Below are 19,089 nucleotides of genomic sequence, written 5' to 3'. Positions count from 1 at the left end.
GACCTGGGCGATTGCCTAGATCTCCACACTTAGCCGCTGGCTGATCACGGTGGAGACGCCGTCGCCGCGCATTGTGACGCCGTAGAGGGCGTCGGCGACTTCCATGGTGCGCTTCTGGTGCGTGATGACGATCAGCTGGCTGGACTCGCGGAGCTCTTCGAAAATGGTGATGAGCCGGCCCAGGTTGGTGTCATCCAGCGCGGCCTCGACCTCGTCCATGACGTAGAAGGGCGAGGGCCGTGCCTTGAAGATGGCCACCAGCAGCGCCACGGCCGTCAGGGAGCGTTCGCCGCCGGAAAGCAGCGAGAGCCGTTTGATTTTCTTGCCGGCCGGGCGGGCTTCGACCTCGATGCCGGTGGTGAGCATGTCGGAGGGGTCGGTCAGGACCAGCCGGCCCTCACCGCCCGGGAACAGCCGGGCGAAGACGCGGACAAACTGCCGGGAGGTGTCCTCGAACGCCTCGGCGAAGACCTTCTGGACGCGGTCGTCGACTTCCTTGATGATGTCCAGCAGGTCCTTGCGGCTCGACTTCAGGTCCTCGAGCTGGGTGCTGAGGAACTGGTGGCGCTCCTCGAGCGCGGCGAACTCCTCGAGCGCCAGCGGGTTGACCTTGCCGAGGGCCGCGAGGTCGCGTTCGGCGCGTTTGAGCCGTTTTTCCTGTTCTGCCCGGACGAAGGGCTTGCCTTCGGAAATCTCGCGGCCGTCCTCGTCCACCGGGGCGCGCAGCGCGGCCCATTTGTCCGCGGAGTCGCCGGCGGGCACCGGGACGGGCCGGTCCGGGCCGTAGTCGGCAACGAGCTGCTCGGCGGTCAGCCCCAGCTCCTCCACGCTCTTCAGTTCCAGCGCCTCGATCCGCAGCCGCTGCTGCGTGCGGGCGAGCTCGTCGCGGTGCACGGAGTCGGTGAGCTCGGCCAGTTCGCGGGCCAGGGCGTCGTTGCCGGTGCGGACCCCGGCCAGTTCACGGTCCATCGCGTCCTTGCGTTCCTCCGCGCTGTCCCGCTCCCGGCGGGCCAGCTCCACGGACACGTCGATGAACCCGATGACCTGCTGCACGGCGACGGCGACGGCGGCGGCGCGCCGGGCCTGGAGCCGGCGGCGGCGGGCCCGTTCCGCGGCTTCCTCGCGGGCACGGCGTTCGGTGGCGGCGGCCCGTTCCAGCGAGGCCGCCCGGTTGCGGGTGGCCGTGAGCTGTTCCTCGGCGCTGCGCAGGGCGAGCCTGGCCTCCATCTCGGCCGTGCGGGCCAGCGAGGCGGCCAGGGCCAGGGCGTCGCGGTGTTCCGGGGAGGGTTCCTGCTCCGCGGGGGCCTCGGTGGCCGCGGCCAGACGGGCCGCCACCGCTTCCAGCGCACTTTGTTCGCTGACAATCTGGGCCTCTGCTCTGGCCAGGGACGCGGCGAGGCGCTCACTTTCGGCGACGGCGCTGCGCAGCACCGCGTTCAGGTGGCCCAGGCGTTCGGCGACGGCGGCGAGTTTCGCGTCGGAGTCGTGGAGTTTCGCGAGGGCCGCGTCCGCACGGTCTTCGGCTTCGGCGCGGCGGGCCCGGGCGGCGGAGAGCGCAAAGCGGTTGCGTTCGAGCCCTGCAGTCACGGCGGCCAGCTTCGCGGCGGCGTCGTCGACGGCGGTCTGGACTTCCAGCAGTGACGGCGCCGACGCAGACCCGCCGGTCACGGTCAGCGCCGTAAAGACGTCCCCGGCCCGGGTCACGGCGGTGAGCTCGGGGCGCGCGGCGATCAGCTGCGCCGCCGCGTCCAGGTCCTCGACGACGGCGACGCCGGCCAGCAGGGCCGCCAGCGGCAGGCCGGCGGCGTCCGGATCGGCAGCGGAAACGAGCTCCGCGGCCCAGCGCGCGCCGGCGGGAAGCGTGCTGCCGCCGCCCAAAGCATCGCCCAACGGCGTCGAGGGCCCGGCCGGGGCGCCGGCCAGCAGCAGCGCGGCACGGCCGGCGTCGTCCGCGCGCAGCAGCCGCACGGCAGCGGCGGCCGTCTCCTGGTCCCGGACCACCACGGCGTCGGACGCGCTGCCGAGGGCGGCGGCCACGGCGGCCTCGAATCCGGACTCCACGGAGATCATGGACGCCAGGGATCCCAGGACCCCGGCGGCCAGGTCCCCGGCGGCCGCACCGAGCACGTGCCCGGAGCCGTCCTTGCGGTTCAGGCCCAGCTGGAGGGCATCGCGGCGGGCCATAAGGGCGCCGCGTTCCCGCTCGCCCTCCCGCTCGGCCGCCTTCAGGGCATCCATTTCGGCGATGATCGTGTCGAGGGCCTCGCTTGCGGCCTCGTAATCGGCGTCGAGCGATTCCTCGCCGTCCTCGACCCCTGCCACCTGCGCTTCCAGGGCGGCGAACTCGCTGTGCGCCTGCCGGCGGCGCTCCTCGCCTGCCTTCTGCGATTCGCGGAGGCGGCCGAGCTCGGACTGGGCGGACTCGACGCGCGACCGTGCCGCGCCGACTTGCCCGGCAAGCTTGGCCAGGCCTTCGCGCCGGTCCGCCGCGGCCCGGAGCAGGGCCGCGAGCCGCTTGTCCTCGGCGGCGGCGGCCTGTTCGGCGTCGTGTTTGGCCGCTGTCGCGGCGTCCAGGGCCGCCGTGCGGTCCAGGATCTGCCGTTCCAGCCCGGCCTGCTCGTCGCGGACGCGGGCGGCCTGCTGCTCCAGCTGGTCCGGATCCCGGCCGGTGTCCGGCACCACGTCCGCCGCGCCGAGCAGCCGGCGGCGCTCCTCGGCGAGCGAGCCGAGCGAACGGAGCCGCTCGCGCCCGGTGGAGAGCGAATACCAGTTCTCCCGCGCGCCGTTCAGCGCGGGGGTAGCCTCGGCTGCGAGCCCTTCGAGGACCGCCTGGCGCTGCCGCCCAGCCTCGAGGTCGCGCTCGACGACGCCGCGGCGTGCCTTGAGCGCCGATTCATCCGCAACGTCCTGCGCCAACGCGGACTGCAGCTGGACGAGGTCGTCGGCCAGGAGGCGTGAGTGGGCGTCGCGGACCTCGAACTGGACGCTCTGGGCGCGACGGGCCACTTCCGCCTGTTTGCCCAGCGGGGTCAGCTGCCGCCGGATTTCGCCCGTGAGGTCGCTGAGCCGGGACAGGTTGGCCTGCATGGCCTCGAGTTTGCGGACCGTCTTTTCCTTGCGGCGGCGGTGTTTGAGGATGCCGGCGGCCTCTTCGATGAAGCCGCGCCGGTCCTCGGGGGTGGCGTGGAGTACCTTGTCCAGCTGGCCCTGGCCGACAATCACGTGCATCTCGCGGCCCAGGCCCGAGTCGGAGAGCAGCTCCTGGATGTCGAGCAGCCGGCATCCAGCGCCGTTGATGGCGTATTCCGAGCCGCCGGTCCGGAACAGCGTGCGCGAGATCGTCACTTCGCTGTATTCGATCGGGAGGGCGCCGTCGCTGTTGTCGATGGTCAGCGAGACGTGCGCCCGGCCCAGCGGCGGCCGGCCCGAGGTGCCCGCGAAGATCACGTCCTCCATCTTGCCGCCGCGGAGGGTCTTGGCGCCCTGTTCGCCCATGACCCAGGCCAGTGCATCCACCACATTGGATTTGCCCGAGCCGTTGGGGCCCACCACGGCGGTGACGCCCGGTTCGAATTCAAAGGTCGTCGCTGAGGCGAACGACTTGAATCCCCGGACGGTCAGACTCTTCAGATGCAAGGTGCTTCGGCTCTCCTGCTCGGACTGGGCCCCTCGTTCGACGAAAGCATGATTCGGACGGACGCGGGTGTTCGGGACGGCCCCGAGTACCTACAATCTACTGCGCAGCTGCGGTCATACCGCGCAGAACCCGTGCGAAGCAGCGGCTTTTGCCGCAGAATATGCAGGAACTGACGAGTACCGGGCATAGTTAAGCTCTTGGGCTTGTGCTTGAAGGTGCAGAAGGCCGTCGGAGCGCAGGACAGACACGAAACAGGGGCTTGATTTGGTAGGGAATGCAACATTCCGGCACGGCAACACCGCCTTACTTTCGGTGTGCAGCGTCGAGGCGCCGACGATCGTCAGTTCCATGGATTTCGACCTGAAGCTGGCTTTGACCCTGCGGCGGCTAAGGGTCCCCCCGAAGCTGCTCGAACGGGTCGCCGGCATCACGCACCGGCGCTGGTGGGCGCCCGGGACATCATTCGACGACGCAGCCATCGAGGCGGGCGCAAAGGCCCTGGCCGAGTCCGGCATCGAACCGTCCGAGATTGGCCTGTTGATCAACAGCTCCGTCACGCGGCGCAACCTCGAACCGTCTGTCGCGGTGAAGGTCCACCACGGACTGAGCCTGCCGTCGTCGGCCATGAACTTCGATCTGGCCAACGCCTGCCTTGGATTCGTCAACTCCATGACGCTGGCGGCCAACATGATCGACTCCGGCCAGATCAAGTACGCGTTGATCGTCAACGGCGAGGATTCCCAGGCAACGCAGGAGGCCACCCTGGCCCGGCTGCAGCGGCCCGAGACGACCCGCGAGGACTACGACCGCGAGTTCGCCACACTCACCCTCGGCTCCGGAGCCGCTGCGGCCGTCCTGGGCCCGGCGGACCAGCACCCAGGAGGGCACCGGATTCTCGGTGGCGTGATGCGCGCCGGCACCGAGCACCATGAACTGTGCGTGGGCGGCCTCGACGGCATGGCCACCGACACCAAGGGCCTGCTCGACGGCGGCCTGCAGCTCGTGGTCGACGCCTGGCACGAGGCCCAGCAGGAGTGGAACTGGACCTCGATGGACCGCTACGTCACGCACCAGGTGAGCAATGCCTACACCCAGGCCATCATTGACGCCATTGACCTGGACCCGGACAAGGTGCCGATCACGTTCCCGCACTGGGGCAATGTGGGCCCGGCCTCCCTCCCAATGACCCTCGCAGCCGAAGCGCAGACGCTCGGAGCCGGGGACCGGGTGCTGTGCATGGGCGTCGGTTCCGGGCTGAACACCGCCATGGTGGAAATCGTTTGGTAGCCGCCGACTGGCCCGGCGTCGACCCCGAATGGTCGCGCGAAATCGATGTGGCGTCCACCTCCGCCGCGGATGAGCCCGGAACCGTGCGCCGCTGGCACCTGCTCGACAACGGTGCCCAGCTCTCGCGCCGCGGCCTGACGCCCGCCGGCACCCTGCTGTGCGTGCACGGCAACCCGACGTGGTCCTACCTGTGGCGGACCCTGCTGGCCGCCGGATCCGACCCCGCACATCCGTGGCGCGTGGTGGCCGTGGACCAGCTGGATATGGGCTTCTCCGAGCGCACCGGCACGTTCCGGCGTTTGGCGGACCGGATCAACGACCTGGGCGACCTCACCGCCGCGCTCGGACTGGGCGGGCGCGTCGTCACGGTCGGCCACGACTGGGGCGGAGTGATCAGCCTCGGCTGGGCCGTGGCACATCCGCAGCAGCTCGCCGGGGTGGTGCTGACCAACACCGCCGTCCACCAGCCCTCCGGCTCCCGTATCCCGCCGGCACTGCGGCTTGCCATGCACCCTGCCGTGCACAGCTGGGGAACCACCAGGTCGGACACCTTCCTGCGCGTGACGCATTCCCTCGCCCACCCGCCGCTGGCCGCGGATGTCCGCAGCGCCTTCATGGCCCCCTACCGCGGCGCCGACCGCCGCGCCGGCGTGGGGAACTTTGTCGCGGACATTCCCGCCGACGCGTCCCATCCCAGCTTCCCGACGCTCAGCCGAGTCGCGGAAGGGCTGCGCGGGCTGGGCGTTCCGGCCCTCATGCTCTGGGGCCCCCGGGACCCGATCTTTTCCGACCGGTATCTCAAGGACCTCATCAGCCGATTGCCGGACGCTCAAGTGCACCGCTTCGAAGGTGCCGGCCACTTGGTTGCTGAAGACCGGGACATCGCCGCTCCCGTCTTCGAATGGCTTGCCGAGCGGGGCCGGGACAGCGGACCCGGCCCTCGGCGGACAGACGCCCCAACCATCGGCGCTCTGGAGAACGGGGCCGAGCCGCTGGAGGACGGCTCACTGGAAGATGGGACCGAGCCCCCGGGGCCCGGCACCGGGATCCTGCCCCTTTGGGCGCCGCTCACCAAGCTGGCGGCGGGACCCGGCGGCCGGGACATCGCCGTCGCGGAAATGGGAGAGGACGGCAGCATCGCCCGCTCGCTCAGCTGGCGGGAGCTGGAACAGAACATCGCTGCCATCGCGGCGGGCCTGCAGGAGGCCGGTGTGGGTCACGGCAGCCGGGTGAGCCTGATGGTTCCGCCGGGCGTGGATCTGACAGTGGTCCTCTACGCCTGCCTGCGGCTCGGCGCGGTGGTCGTCGTGGCCGACGCCGGCTTGGGCACCCGCGGCCTGAGCCGGGCTGTGAAGGGCGCCACCCCGGATTTCCTCATCGGAATCGACAAGGCGCTTGCGGCTGCCGCGGTGCTCGGCTGGTCGGGACGGCGCATCAGCGTCCGGGACCTGCCGGCCGCCCGCCGCCGCCTCCTCGCCGTCGAAACCTCCCTCGCCGCCCTCGGCCGCCGCGGCGCCGGCCTCAGCCCGGAAGCGCGGTCGCAGGATCCGGATCCGGATGCCGACGCCGCCGTGCTCTTCACCTCCGGCTCCACCGGTCCCGCGAAGGGCGTGCTTTACACGCACCGGCAACTGGCCGCGATGCGGGATACCGTGGCCGCGACGCTGGGGATCCGGCCGGGCGCGCGCCTGGTGGCGGGTTTCGCGCCGTTCGCCCTGTTGGGACCGGCGCTCGGATCAGTTTCGGTGACGCCCGACATGGACGTCACCGTGCCCCGCACCCTGACGGCCCGCGCGCTGGCGGCCGCCGCCGCGGCCATCGACGCCACGGTGATCTTCGCCTCGCCCGCGGCGCTGCGCAACGTCCTCGCGACCCAGGGCGGCCTGAATCGGACCGGGCACGAGGCTCTGGGGCGCGTGGAGCTGCTGCTCTCTGCCGGCGCTCCCGTCCCCGAACCCCTCCTCGCGGAAGTGCAGCGGCTGCTGCCCCGGGCCTCGCTGCACACCCCGTACGGGATGACCGAGGCGCTGCCCGTGACCGATATCAGCCTCGAACAGATCCGCGACGCCGGGGCCGACGCCGCCGCCGGAACCGTGGCGGGGGCCGGAAACGGCGTGTGCGTGGGCTGGCCGGTGCATGGCGCCCGTACGGCCGTCATCCCGCTCGCCGCGGACGGCACCGCACCCGGGAACGAGCCCGTCACGGAGGCGGGAGTGACCGGCGAGATCCTGGTCAGCGCCCCGCATGTGAAGGAAGCCTACGACAGGCTCTGGCTGACCCAGCGCGGGAGCGTCCGCACGGCCGGATGGCACCGCACCGGCGACGTCGGGCATCTCGACGCCGCCGGCCGGCTCTGGGTGGAAGGACGCCTCGCGCACGTCGTGACGGCGCCGGGAACTGTGGTGACGCCCGTGGGCGCCGAGCAGGCCATCGAACGCCTGGACGACCTCGGGCTGGCCGCCGTCGTCGGGGTCGGTCCGTCCGGGACGCAGGCCGTCGTCGCCGTCGTCGAAACTGTACCTCCCGTCCGCCGGGCGGGCCCCGCCGCGCCGCAGCTCGCCGGGCGGGTACGGGACGCGGCCCGTCAGGCAGGCGTCAGTGTCAACGCCGTGCTCGCCGTCCCCTCCCAGCCGACCGATATCCGCCACAACGCCAAGATCGACAGGACCCGCCTGGCCAGGTGGGCTTCGGCGGTGCTGGCCGGCGGCCGGCCGGGCGCGCCGTGAGGGTCCTCGTCACCGGCGCGAGCGGCCTGCTCGGCCGGGAGGTGGCCCGGCTGCTGGTGCGGCAGGGCCACGCCGTCAGCACGTTCCAGCGCCGTCCCACGGGCGTCGACGGCGTTGCGGACCTCTCCGGATCCGTCACGGACGACGACGCCGTCCGGCGCGCAGTCGCCGGCGCCGAGGGCGTCATCCATCTGGCCGCGAAGGTCTCCTTCACCGGCCGCGCCGCGGATTTCGACGAGGTGAATGTCGAAGGGACGCGCCGTCTGCTCCGTGCATCCCGCGAGGCCGGCGTGCGGGACCTGGTGTTCGTCTCCTCCCCGTCCGTAGCAAACTCCGGCGCCGCCATCGCCGGCCTGGGCGCCGAGCCGGCGGAGCCGGCCCGCGCGCACGGCGACTACTCCCGCACCAAGGCCGAGGCTGAACTGCTGGCCCTGGCCGCGGACTCGACGGATTTCCGCGTCGCGGCGGTGCGCCCGCACATCGTCTGGGGCCCCGGCGACACGCAACTGGTGGAACGCGTGCTGGAACGTGCCAGCCGCGGCCGCCTGCCGCTGCTCGACTCCGGGGCGGCCCTGATCGACACCACTTACGTGGACAACGCCGCCTCGGGCATCGTCRCCGCGCTGCACCGCATGGAGCACATCCACGGCCGGGCGCTCGTCGTCAGCAACGGCGAACCCCGCCCTGTCGGCGAGCTGCTGGCGGGCATCTGCGCCGCGGCCGGCGTCCCTGCGCCGTCCTGGACGGTGCCGGGCAGGCTCGCGCGGGCGGCAGGATCGGTGGTGGAAAAGGCCTGGGCCCGGTCCGGCCGGGCAGGGGAGCCGCCGATGACCAGATTCCTCGCTGAGCAGCTCTCCACCGCCCACTGGTTCGACCAGCGCGAGACCCGTGAACTCCTCAACTGGACCCCCGCCGTTTCGCTTGACGAGGGCCTGGCGAGGCTGGCCGAGTATTACGGTTCACCTTAAGCGGCTGGGGTTGCCGCGGCTCGGGTTCCGCGCCCGGGCTCCCTTACCAGCGGCCGTTCCGCGGCCGGGGTTGGCAGACGGGGCAGGTGTAGGAGGACCGGTTCATGAACTGTTCCCGCTTGAGCAGGCTGACCCGGCCGGCGGCCGCGCAGCGCTTGCACCCGAGTCCCTCCCGGCCGTAGGCGTTCAGGGAGCGGTCGAAGTACCCGGAGGCACCGTTGACGTTGACGTAGAGCGAATCGAAGCTCGTGCCGCCGGCGTCCAGCGCATCCGCCATGACCTCGCGGGCGGCGTCGAGGACCCGCAGCGCGTCGGCGCGGCGCAGGGTGTCGGTGGGCCGGGCATAGTGCAGCTGCGCCTTCCAGAGGGCCTCGTCCGCGTAGATGTTTCCGATCCCGGACACCAGGCCCTGGTCCAGCAGCGCCCGTTTGAGCCCGGTCTTGCGGGCCCGCAGGCGCCGGTAGAAGGTCTCGAAGGAGAACCAGGGGTCCAGCGGGTCCCGGGCAATGTGCGCGGCTTCCTCGGCGATGAGCGGCAGCGGCGTTTCGGCGAGGCCGCCCGGGCCGCCGTCGTCGGTGGGGATCAGCGTGGTGAGGAACAGTCCGCCGAAGATGCGCTGGTCCACGAACCGGAGCTGGGCTGGCATGCCTTCGGTCGGGCTGAGCCGCAGCCTGACCTTCAGGTGTTTTTCGTCCGGAACTCCGGGGTCCTGCATGAGCAGCTGGCCGGACATGCCCAGGTGGGCCATGAGCGCGACCGTGGGGGCCGGCTCCGCGGACTGGGCGCCGTTTCCGGACGGAATATCGTTTCCGGCCGGGATCTCATTTCCGGACGGGGCTGGCGTGTCCGCCAGCGGCATCCAGAGGAATTTGCCGCGGCGGACCACGTCGAGGACCCGCGCGCCTTCAAGGTTGCCGGCAAAGTCTTCCGGGCCCAGGGCATGCCGGCGCAGGGAGCGCGGGTCCAGCACATCGACGGAGGTGATGGTCCGGCCCCGCACCCAGCTCACCAGGCCGCGCCGGACCACCTCGACCTCGGGCAGTTCAGGCAACGCCGCTGCCTAGCTGCCGGTCTGGGACTGCAGCTGCTGCGGATCGGGCGCGGACGGGGCAGTCAGCCGGCGCCAGGCATCGGCGGCGGCTTCCTGCTCGGCCTCTTTCTTGGAGTTGCCGGTGCCGGTGCCATAGTCCGTGCCGCCGATCCGCAGCACGGCCTCGAACGTCCGGGCGTGATCCGGTCCGGAGCCGTCAACCGCGTAGTTGATGGTCCCGAGCTGCCGGCTGGCCGCCAGCTCTTGGATGCTGGTCTTCCAGTCGGTGCCCGCGCCGAGGGCGGCGGCATCCTGCAAGAGCGGTCCGACCAGCCGCATGACCAGCTGCCGGGCCGTCTCGATGTCGTTGGAGAGGTAGGTGGCGCCAATCAGCGCCTCCATGGTGTCCGCAAGGATGGAGGCCTTGTTCTTGCCTTCGGTGAGCTTTTCGCCCTGTCCGAGGTAGATGTACTCCCCCAGCCCGATGCTGCGGCCGATGCCGGCCAGCGCCCGGGTGCTGACGACGGCGGAGCGGCGCTTGGCCAGGTCGCCTTCGGGCAGCGTGGGGTTGTCACGGTACAGCGCGTCCGTTACGGAGAACCCCAGGATGGAGTCGCCCAGGAACTCGAGCCGCTCGTTGGTGGGGATGCCGCCGTTTTCGTAGGCGTAGGAACGGTGTGTGAGCGCAAGACGAAGCGTCCCGGCGTCAATAGTGACACCGAGACGCTTCAGAAGCTCTTCAGTTGAAGACATCTTTTTCAGCCTGTTGGCGGATTAGACGTCTGCGACCTTGCGGCCCTTGTACTCAAGGAACAGCGCAGTGCCAGCCGAGTCGGTAACGACCTTTGCCTGGTGCGGCAGGCTGTACGTGACCTGGCCGTTCTCGACAGTCTTCACCAGGTGGGGGGCAGTTGCCTTCCACTGGGAGCGGCGGGCGCGGGTATTCGAGCGAGACATTTTCCGCTTCGGGACAGCCACGGCTAACTCATTTCTCTCTAGAAAAACACTTACAAATCAGTTTTGCCGGTCAGGCTTAGCCAAGTCAGCCAGGGCGGCCCAGCGAGGATCTACGACCTCGTGGTGATGCCCCGGCTCGTCTTCCAGGCGTGCTCCACATTCGGAGCAAAGGCCCTGGCAGTCTTCCCGGCACACCGGCTGGAACGGCAGTATGGTGACAACTGCGTCCCGCAACACCGGCTCAAGATCGATCAGATCGTGCTCGACTCGACGTTGCTCTTCTTCGTCTTCTTCGTCGGAGAACACAGCATCCTCGTAGAAGAAAAGTTCTTGCACATCAACCTCTTGGTCATACGCAAGGGGATCCAGGCATCGGCCGCACTCGCCAGTAACTTCAACGTGCGCGGTTCCTGATACCAGAATTCCTTCGTGTACGGCCTCAAGCCGCAGATCCAGCTCGACATCCGAGCCTTCCTGCACGCCAATGAGCGCCACACCAAGATCACTTGGCGCGGGTACATGTTCCGTCAGCGTCCGCATGCTTCCCGGACTGCGTCCGAGGTCCTTGACGTCGAACGCCAAGGGCGAACTAGCATCTCGTTTAATGAGAACTCCTGTTGAACATATGACCGACGTACTATCTTAGCCTGAACTTCCGGACGGACTCAAACCGGCGGCACGCCTCTGTTTTACACACAAGCGGCCTTGGATTCGGGCCACGCAACCGGCAGCAGGCCGCCGAGTACCGGTCAAGCTTACACTTTGCGCGCCCGGTTCGGGACCGGCTCGCCCGGAGCCAGCCGTTTCAGCACGGACCGGGGAACAAAGTCCGAGACGTCCCCGCCCAGGGCGAAGACCTCTTTGATGAGGGTGGAGGACAGGTGCAGGTAGTGGCTTTCCGCCGGCAGGAACACCGTCTCGACGCCGGTCAGCTGGCGGTTCATCGTGGCCATCGGCAGCTCGTAGTCGAAGTCCGAGGACGAGCGCAGGCCCTTGACTATCGCGGACACGCCGCGCTGCCGGCAGTACTCGGCCAGGAGCCCTTCCCCGACGGGTTCCACCACGATGCCGCGCAAGGAGGAAAACGTTTCCTTGGCCATGTCGATCCGCTCCTCAAGGCTGAAGCGGTACTTCTTGGTGTAGTTCGTGGACACGGCCACGATCACCTCATCGAACAGGCCCGCGGCACGCGCAATGACTTCCAGGTGTCCATTGTGAATGGGGTCAAAAGAGCCAGGGCAAACAGCGCGTATCATGCTCCGAACCTACCGTATCCGCGCCGCAGGCCGGGATAACATGGCTAAATGTCCCAGCTCCCTCCCCCGTTCCCGTGGCAGCGCGCCGCAACCGGCGCCAACTTGCTCTCCCCCGACGGTTCGCTGGGCGTCACAATCTTCGAGGAGATGACCACCCTGGCCCTCAGCACGGGCGCCATCAACCTCGGCCAGGGCTTCCCGGACGAGGACGGCCCCGTGGAGATCAAGGAGGCCGCCCAGGCCGCCATCGCCGCCGGAGCCAACCAGTATGCGCCCGGCAAGGGCATCCTGCCGCTGCGGGAGGCGATCGCGGCCCACCAGCAGCGGTTCTACGGGCTGGCGCCCGATCCCCAGACCGAGATCATCGTCACCACCGGCGCCACAGAGGCCATCGCCGCCTCCCTGCTCGCGCTGGTCGGCCCGGGAGATGAAGTGCTCACCTTCGAGCCGTTCTACGACTCCTACGGCGCCATCATCGGGCTCGCCGGTGCCACGCACGTCACCGCCCCGCTCCTGGCCCCGGATTTCATGCCGGACCTGGCCGCGCTCGAGGCCGCGTTCAGCAACCGCACCAGGGTGGTGCTGATCAACAATCCGCACAACCCGACCGGCGCGGTGTTCCCCCGCGGGGTGCTTGAGCGCGTGGTCGAACTGGCCGCGAAGTACGACGCCGTCATCGTCACCGACGAGGTGTACGAGCACCTGACGTTTGGCGTGCGGCACATCCCGATCGCGACGCTGCCCGGCGCGGCCGAGCGCACCCTGACCATTTCCTCGGCCGGCAAGACGTTCTCCTTCACGGGCTGGAAGATCGGCTGGCTCTCCGGGCCGGAGGAGCTCGTGGCCGCCGCCCGGACGGTCAAGCAGTTCCTGAGCTACAGTTCCGGCACGCCCTTCCAGGCCGCGATCGCGGTGGGGCTGGGGCTTCCGGACGAGTTTTACGCCGGCATTGCCGACACCCTCCAGCACAAGCGCGACATCCTCAGCGAGGGACTGCGCGCGGCCGGCCTCGACGTCCTGACCCCGCAGGGGACCTACTTCGTCAACGTGGACACCGCACCGCTGGGAATCACCGATTCGGTGGAGCTGGCCCGCAGGCTGCCGGCCCTCGTGGGCGTCGCCGCGATCCCGGTCCCGGTCTTCTGCCACGCCGAGGGTGCCGAGCGCACCCGCAGCCTGCTCCGCTTCGCGTTCTGCAAGCAGCTGCATGTGCTGGAGGAGGCCGCCGAGCGGCTGGCGACCTTGCGCGACAAGCTGTGAGCATGGTCGGGCAGCAACCAGGAGCCTCACGGTTCCTGCGGACCACCGGACAGCACGCCGTGATCGAACCGGATCCCTTTACCGACGGCGGCTTCGTGCTGAGCATCGGCGGCGCCGAGCAGTCCCACGTCAACCTGGCCGATCCTGCGGACATCTTCTACGAATACCTGCGCAGGATCGGGCACGTGGTGGACCTCGCCGCCCCGTGGGGCGAGCCGATCACGGCGCTGCACCTGGGCGCGGGCGCCCTGACGCTGGCCCGCTACATCCAGGCCACCCGGCCCGGCTCGGTCCAGTACGCCGTGGAGCTGGAGCGGGAACTGCTGGACTTCGTGCTCGCACAGCTGCCCCTGCCGGAGGGAACCCGGCTGCACACGGTGATCGGCGATGCCCGCGACGCCCTCGCCGGGCTTCCGGCGGAACTGCGCTTCGACGTCGTGATCCTGGACATCTTCTCCGGGCCGGAGGCGCCGGAACACATCGCGTGCACCGAGTTCTACCTGGAGGCGGCAGCCCGGCTGACGCCGCGCGGCGTCTTGATAGTCAACGTGGGCGACGAACCGGGACTGACCCTGGTCCGGAGCCAGGTCGCCGCAATGCGCCGGGCCATGGCCGACGTCTCGGCCTTCGCGGAGGCCGGAATGTTCACCGGCCGGTACCCCGGGAACATCATCCTGATCGGGACGCCGGGCCCGTGGCCGGAGGTCTGGACGGCGGCGCTCACGGCGCGCGGTCCGCACCCGGCCAGGCTGCTGGCCGGCGTCGATCTGGACGTGCTGGCCGGTTAGTCCCCGGCCTCGAACTCCACGCCGTCCACGGCTGCCACGGCTTCCACGCCGGGCTCGGCGAACCACAGCCGGGTTTCGCCGTACTTCTTCTCGGCAAACCGTTCCATGCCCTCGGGCCATGCCGGCTCGGGGCTCCGGGACGAGCGTTCCACCACCACGACCGCCTCCTCGCCCAGGTGCTGCAACAGCTTGGCCAGCACGGCGGCGAGGGCCGGCTCGTCCAGGGGGTAGGGCGGGTCCAGGAAGACCAGGTCCCAGATGGCGGAGTCGGCGGTCCGGTCCAGGAAGGATTCGACCTTGGAGCGGTGCACGGAGACCACTTTGCGGGCAGTGACGGTGTTGACCAGGTCCGCGTTCCGCTGGCACACGGCGCTGGCCTTGGCGTCGAATTCGACCAGGTCCACGGAGTCCGCGCCGCGGCTGCCGCTTTCCACTCCCAGCGAGCCGGATCCCGCGTACAGATCCAGCACGCGGGCGCCGGCAATGACGTTGAAGGCGTCCAGTCGGGAGAACAGCGCTTCCTTGACCCGGTCGGTCGTCGGCCGTGTCAGGTTCCCGGGGACGCTGTTCAGGGTGCTGCCGCCTGCGGCGCCGGCAATGATCCGGCTCATGCGCGATTCCCCGTGGACGTATTTGCCTGGCTCGTGGTCTTAGCCGCGTTCAAGGAACGCCTCCTTCTCGGGGTTCAAGTATTCATCGATCGCGGCCGCGAGCCGGGGCTGGCCCGCCAGCGAGGGATCGGCCGCCACGATCCGCTGGGCGTCCTGCCGGGCCCGGGCGATCACGTCCTCGTGTTCGAGCACGCGCAGCAGCTTCAGGGTGGAGCGCCCGCCGGACTGCGAGGCGCCCAGGATGTCGCCCTCCCTGCGGAGCTTGAGGTCCTCCTGGGACAGTTCGAAGCCGTCGGTGGTGGCAGCCACGGCGTCCAGCCGGCGCCGGCTCGGATGGCCCGGCTCCAGGCTGGTGACCAGCAGGCACGTCCCGGGCAGCCCGCCGCGGCCCACCCGGCCGCGCAGCTGGTGGAGCTGGGAGATGCCAAAGCGGTCCGCGTCCAGGATCACCATGAGCGTGGCGTTGTGCACGTCGACGCCGACTTCGATCACGGTGGTGGAGACCAGCAGCTTGGTCTGATTGGCCGTGAAGGAGGCCATGGTCTCGGACTTCAGCACCGGGTCCTGCCGGCCGTGCAGCGGCGCCACAGCCACCCCGGCCAGCGCCGGTTCGTCCTGGAGGTGTTCCACGACTCCGGTGACGGAGGCGAGTTCCCGCGAGCCGTTCTCGCCTTCGAGGTCCGCGGCGGACGGCTCGGCCTCGCCCGGGGTGAAGTCGCCGTCGTCGTCCGTGCCGATCTTGGGGCAGACGACGTAGACCTGGTGGCCGGCGTCGATCTCCTCCCGCGAGCGGGACCAGATGCGGGTGGCCCATCCCGGGTGTTCGGCGAGCCCCACCACGTGAGTGGAGATCGGGGCGCGGCCGGCGGGGAGCTCATCCAGCACGGAGGTTTCGAGGTCGCCGAACACGGTCATGGCCACGGTCCGGGGAATTGGGGTGGCGGTCATGACCAGCAGGTGCGGCGGTTTGCTGGCCTTAGCCCGGAGGGCGTCGCGCTGTTCCACGCCGAAGCGGTGCTGCTCGTCCACCACAATCAGGCCGAGGTCGTAGAAGGACACGTTGTCGCTGAGCAGGGCGTGGGTGCCGATCACGATTCCTGCCGTTCCGGAGGCCGCGTCCAGCATGGCCTGCTTCCGCGCCGCGGTGGGCATCGAACCGGTGAGCAGGGTGACCTGGACGGCGTCCGGGCCGAACCCGCCGAGCATCCCGTCCCGGGAGAGCGGGCCGAGCGTGCGCCGGATGGATTCATAGTGCTGGGCGGCGAGGACTTCCGTGGGGGCCAGCAGCGCAGCCTGTCCCCCGGCGTCCACCACCTGCAGCATGGCGCGCAGCGCCACGATCGTCTTGCCGGAGCCCACCTCGCCCTGGAGCAGCCGGTTCATGGGCGAGTCCTGGGCGAGCTCGTCGGAGAGCGTCTTGCCGACGGCGGCCTGCCCGCCGGTCAGCGTGAACGGCAGCTGGTGGTCGAAGGCGGGCAGCAGCCCGTCCGCTGCCGGGCGGCGGGCTGTCGCTTCCTCGGCGGCGAGTTGGGCGCGGCGGCGGGCCAGTGCCGACTGGAGCACCAGGGCTTCCTGGTAGCGGAACCGGTCCCGGGCGCGCTGGAAGTCCGCCGGGGTTTGCGGGGCGTGGATCAGCCGGTAGGCGTCCGCAACCGGCAGGAATTTCTCCCGCGCCGCGATCTCCGCCGGCAGCGGGTCGCCGAGGGTTTCGAGCTCCACGGTGTCCAGCAGCGTCGAGATGACCTTCTGGATGGACCAGCTGGTCAGTTTCGCCGTGGCCGGGTACACCGGGATCGGCATGGCGGCGAGCTTCTCCGGGTCGATGCCCGGCGTTTCGGGGTCCTCGTCGAGCAGCAGGAAATCGGGGTTGGTCAGGCCGAGGGATCCGGCGTAGCGCGTGACCTTGCCGGAAAACATGGCGCGCCGGCCCGGCTGCAGCTCGGCCTTGGCCCGAAACCCGTTGAAAAAGCTGACCTTGAGCGTGCCCGGCAGCGCACTGGCAGTCCCGTTTCGCTGGCCCCCAGTGTCGTCGGAGATCACGACGTCGGTCAGGGAACCGCGCCGGGCGCGCATGGGCCGGGTGCTGTTGGAGACCACCCGGGCGATCAGCGTCACTTCCTCGTCCAGCGGGACCTCGCTGATGGGCGTCAGCTCGCCGCGGCTGAGGTAGCGGCGCGGGAAGTAGTTCAGGAGCCCGCCGACAGTGGTGATGCCGAGGTGTTTTTCGATGACAGCCGCGGAGCGCTTGCCGATGCGGCGCTCCAGGCCCAGTTCAAGTTCAGCGTGCATGTCCGTCGGGGTTTCGGGTTTCGGCGGCGCGTGCTGGGGCAACGGTGGCGGCGACGGTGGCGGCAGCATTGGCGGCGGATGCCTCCGGGTCGCGCGGCACTGCGAGCTCGCTCACGGAAATGTCCGTGGGCTCGCCCAGGGAACGGATCAGGGCGACGGCGGGGTCCGCATCCAGGACGTGGACGTGGACGCGCCAGCGGTAGTGCCCGGCGGCATCAGCGCCGCCGCCAACCTGGCTCATGATCACCGAGTCGCCCATTTCGTCGAGCCGCTGGCGCATCATGGCGGCGTCCAGCGGGGACAGGGAGATGGTGCACATGACTTCGACGCCTTCGTCGCGCGGCATGCCGACGTGGATATGCGGATCTTGGACGTCGTAGCCGTGCAGGCCGTCCAGCAGTTCGCTCTGGAGCTCCTCGCCCAGCACGGCGGAGCGGAGGCAGTCCAGGATCAGGAGCATGCCGACGCCGCCGGCGTCCACCACGTGGGCGGTGTGCAGGACATCGAGCTGCTCCTCCGTGCGCACCACGGCGGCCAGGGCCGCCTCGACGGCGGCGTCCAGGGCCAGGCCGAGGGTCTGGTTGCTGTCATCGCCGTCGTGTGCGGCGTCCACAGCGGCCGCTGCCCGGGCGGCGGCCTCCATGACGGAGAGCATGGTGCCGGGCACGGGATCACTCAGCGCGGACCAGGCCCGGATCTGGGCCCGGTTCAGGGCCGCAGCCAGCAGCGGCGAGCTGATCCGGGTGTGCCCGGCCAGCGGTTCGGCGGCGGCGCAGAGGAAGACGGCGAACAGGGTTCCCGAGTTGCCACGGGCCTGTTCCATGGCAACCTGGCCGGCCTGTGCCAGGACGGCGCCGACGTCGTGCAGGGACGGGTCCGGTGCCGCGTGCGGCGCCCCGTCCGGGTGTCCCGGCACGGCGGCATCCGCGGCGTGGGCCGCGGCACGGACGGTCAGGTAGAGGTTGGTGCCGGTGTCGCCGTCGGCCACGGGAAAGATGTTGATGGCGTTCAGGCGGTCGCTGTGGTTGCCGAGCGTGGTCTCCGCCTTGCCCAACCACCGCTTCATCGCTTGCGCGTTGGCGGCAATCTTAGTCTGCAAAGTGATCCCATCCCACAGCGTCAGCGGGCCTGCCCGCGATCGTTACTCCCGTGCTTTCGGTTGGTGCAGGGGCCTCTACCGAGCCTATCGCAGTGAACCCGGGAGGGAGCGGAACCCCTGCGGGGAAAGTGGCCAGCAGTCCGTGGTCTTCACCGCCGCCGAGGACCCAGGACATCGGGTCTGCCCCCAACAGCTCCGACGCCGGCAGCAGCGGGGCGGCCAGCTCCTTCAGTGCGGCGGCTTCCAGGTTCAGCACCGCGCGGCTGGCGGCCGCCATGCGGTTTCCGTCCCGGACCAGGCCGTCCGAAATGTCCATCATGGCCGACGCGCCGGCCTCGCGCGCCAGGGGTCCGGCCGCGAGCGGCGGCTGCGGCCTGCACTGGGTGTCCATGAGTGAGCGTTGCCCCGCGGTGAGGTCGCCCACTCGGACGTCCGACTCCAGCAGCGCCAACCCGGCGGCGGCCCGGCCCACTGTTCCCGCCAGGGCCACGGTGTCCCCCGGCCGGGCACCGGAACGCAGGACGGGCTCCTTGCCGTCAAGGGTCCCCAGGATCGCGACGCTGACCGCCAGTTCGCGGCCGCGGCCGAGGTCGCCGCCCGCTACTGCGCAGGCCGGAGCCCCCAGCCCCCGGATCCCGGCGACGAGGCCGTCCGCGAAATCCTCCACCCAGGAGACAAGGGTCTCCGGCGGCATGGTCAGGCTCACCACCAGGGACGTGGCCCGGGCGCCCATGGCATTGATGTCGCTGAGGTTTTGCGCCGCGGCCTTCCAGCCGACGTCGTACCCGCTGGTCCGGTAGCCGTTGTTCCATTCGAGCCGGAAGTCCTGGTCCGCCACCTGGGTGTCGATGCTCAGCACGATCCGTCCGTCCGGTGCGGCGACAATCGCGGCGTCATCCCCCGGACCCAGCAGCAGGTACGACCCCGCCGCTGGCCCATTGGGCTCTGCGACAGTCAGCCGCGGGAAGATGCGCGCCAGCAGCTGGGACTCCGAGAGCCCGGCGACGGTCAGTAAGACGTCCGCCGGCAGGGGTCCGGACACGGGAGTTTCGGGCGCAGCTTCAGGCACGGGAGGTTGAGGCACAGTTTCAGGCACGGGAGTTTCAGGCACAGCCCTACGCTACCGCGAGGGACCGACACCACAGAACGGCGGTTGCGGCCCCTCGCCGACGCCGCCGAAC

The 19,089-nt window shown here is 70.1% G+C and carries 14 protein-coding genes and 1 pseudogene; 5 read left to right on the top strand and 10 right to left on the bottom strand.

The features are described from left to right. Nucleotides 1-15 precede the first annotated feature (15 nt). Nucleotides 16-3,636 carry a chromosome segregation protein SMC gene (gene smc / locus AC1DZQ_RS14160; protein WP_476964127.1) on the bottom strand — a complete coding sequence of 1,207 codons (3,621 nt, stop codon included), beginning with the start codon at nucleotides 3,634-3,636 and terminating at the stop codon, nucleotides 16-18. A gap of 265 nt (nucleotides 3,637-3,901) precedes the next feature. Here smc and AC1DZQ_RS14155 point away from each other — a divergent pair, with 265 nt between their 5' ends. The 3 genes from AC1DZQ_RS14155 to AC1DZQ_RS14145 are packed head-to-tail and all read left to right on the top strand — an operon-like array spanning nucleotide 3,902 to nucleotide 8,618. Beyond that, nucleotides 3,902-4,924 carry a 3-oxoacyl-ACP synthase III gene (locus AC1DZQ_RS14155; RefSeq protein ID WP_476964126.1) on the top strand — a complete coding sequence of 341 codons (1,023 nt, stop codon included), beginning with the start codon at nucleotides 3,902-3,904 and terminating at the stop codon, nucleotides 4,922-4,924. Then, entirely contained in the window at nucleotides 4,918-7,650 is a 2,733-nt protein-coding gene (locus AC1DZQ_RS14150) for an alpha/beta fold hydrolase (RefSeq protein WP_476964125.1), read from the top strand. The genes AC1DZQ_RS14155 and AC1DZQ_RS14150 overlap by 7 nt, the downstream gene beginning before the upstream one ends. Further along, complete coding sequence (locus AC1DZQ_RS14145; protein ID WP_476964124.1) at nucleotides 7,647-8,618, top strand: NAD-dependent epimerase/dehydratase family protein; 972 nt, start codon at nucleotides 7,647-7,649, stop codon at nucleotides 8,616-8,618. Before AC1DZQ_RS14150 ends, AC1DZQ_RS14145 begins: the two co-directional genes overlap by 4 nt. 43 nt (nucleotides 8,619-8,661) lie before the next feature. On the opposite strand, the gene mutM is transcribed toward AC1DZQ_RS14145, so the two are convergent. The 5 genes from mutM to coaD all read right to left on the bottom strand — a co-directional run bounded on the left by mutM (nucleotide 8,662) and on the right by coaD (nucleotide 11,861). After that, the gene (gene mutM, locus AC1DZQ_RS14140; protein WP_476964123.1) at nucleotides 8,662-9,669 is read right to left on the bottom strand and encodes a bifunctional DNA-formamidopyrimidine glycosylase/DNA-(apurinic or apyrimidinic site) lyase; all 1,008 of its coding nucleotides are present in this window, start codon (nucleotides 9,667-9,669) and stop codon (nucleotides 8,662-8,664) included. Between the two features lie 9 nt (nucleotides 9,670-9,678). Next, nucleotides 9,679-10,401 carry a ribonuclease III gene (rnc, locus tag AC1DZQ_RS14135; RefSeq protein WP_476964122.1) on the bottom strand — a complete coding sequence of 241 codons (723 nt, stop codon included), beginning with the start codon at nucleotides 10,399-10,401 and terminating at the stop codon, nucleotides 9,679-9,681. 21 nt (nucleotides 10,402-10,422) lie between these two features. After that, complete coding sequence (gene rpmF, locus AC1DZQ_RS14130) at nucleotides 10,423-10,626, bottom strand: 50S ribosomal protein L32 (RefSeq protein ID WP_009356569.1); 204 nt, start codon at nucleotides 10,624-10,626, stop codon at nucleotides 10,423-10,425. Nucleotides 10,627-10,662: 36 nt separating this feature from the next. Then, nucleotides 10,663-11,187, bottom strand: coding sequence for a YceD family protein (locus AC1DZQ_RS14125; protein ID WP_476964121.1), 525 nt, complete (start codon nucleotides 11,185-11,187; stop codon nucleotides 10,663-10,665). Nucleotides 11,188-11,360: 173 nt separating this feature from the next. Further along, nucleotides 11,361-11,861 carry a pantetheine-phosphate adenylyltransferase gene (coaD, locus tag AC1DZQ_RS14120; protein WP_476964120.1) on the bottom strand — a complete coding sequence of 167 codons (501 nt, stop codon included), beginning with the start codon at nucleotides 11,859-11,861 and terminating at the stop codon, nucleotides 11,361-11,363. A 48-nt stretch (nucleotides 11,862-11,909) separates the two neighbouring features. Here coaD and AC1DZQ_RS14115 point away from each other — a divergent pair, with 48 nt between their 5' ends. Continuing rightward, entirely contained in the window at nucleotides 11,910-13,121 is a 1,212-nt protein-coding gene (locus AC1DZQ_RS14115) for an aminotransferase class I/II-fold pyridoxal phosphate-dependent enzyme (RefSeq protein WP_476964119.1), read from the top strand. Between the two features lie 2 nt (nucleotides 13,122-13,123). Beyond that, nucleotides 13,124-13,909 (top strand): spermidine synthase, encoded by a 786-nt coding sequence (locus tag AC1DZQ_RS14110; RefSeq protein WP_476964118.1) that lies wholly within the window; start codon nucleotides 13,124-13,126, stop codon nucleotides 13,907-13,909. Here AC1DZQ_RS14110 and rsmD read toward each other — a convergent pair. The 4 genes and pseudogenes from rsmD to thiL all read right to left on the bottom strand — a co-directional run. Beyond that, nucleotides 13,906-14,529: pseudogene (gene rsmD / locus AC1DZQ_RS14105) on the bottom strand (16S rRNA (guanine(966)-N(2))-methyltransferase RsmD); the annotation flags it as partial. The gene AC1DZQ_RS14110 and the pseudogene rsmD overlap by 4 nt on opposite strands. Nucleotides 14,530-14,559: 30 nt before the next feature. Beyond that, nucleotides 14,560-16,809: an ATP-dependent DNA helicase RecG gene (locus tag AC1DZQ_RS14100; RefSeq protein ID WP_476964117.1), complete on the bottom strand. Its 2,250-nt coding sequence runs from the start codon at nucleotides 16,807-16,809 to the stop codon at nucleotides 14,560-14,562. Continuing rightward, nucleotides 16,799-17,875, bottom strand: coding sequence for a DAK2 domain-containing protein (locus tag AC1DZQ_RS14095; protein WP_476964157.1), 1,077 nt, complete (start codon nucleotides 17,873-17,875; stop codon nucleotides 16,799-16,801). Before AC1DZQ_RS14095 ends, AC1DZQ_RS14100 begins: the two co-directional genes overlap by 11 nt. 22 nt (nucleotides 17,876-17,897) lie before the next feature. Next, entirely contained in the window at nucleotides 17,898-18,977 is a 1,080-nt protein-coding gene (gene thiL, locus AC1DZQ_RS14090; RefSeq protein WP_476964116.1) for a thiamine-phosphate kinase, read from the bottom strand. Nucleotides 18,978-19,089 lie beyond the last annotated feature (112 nt).

The organism is Arthrobacter sp. P1_C12_2, assembly GCF_056406415.1.
This window is presented reverse-complemented; position numbering and strand designations above follow the sequence as displayed.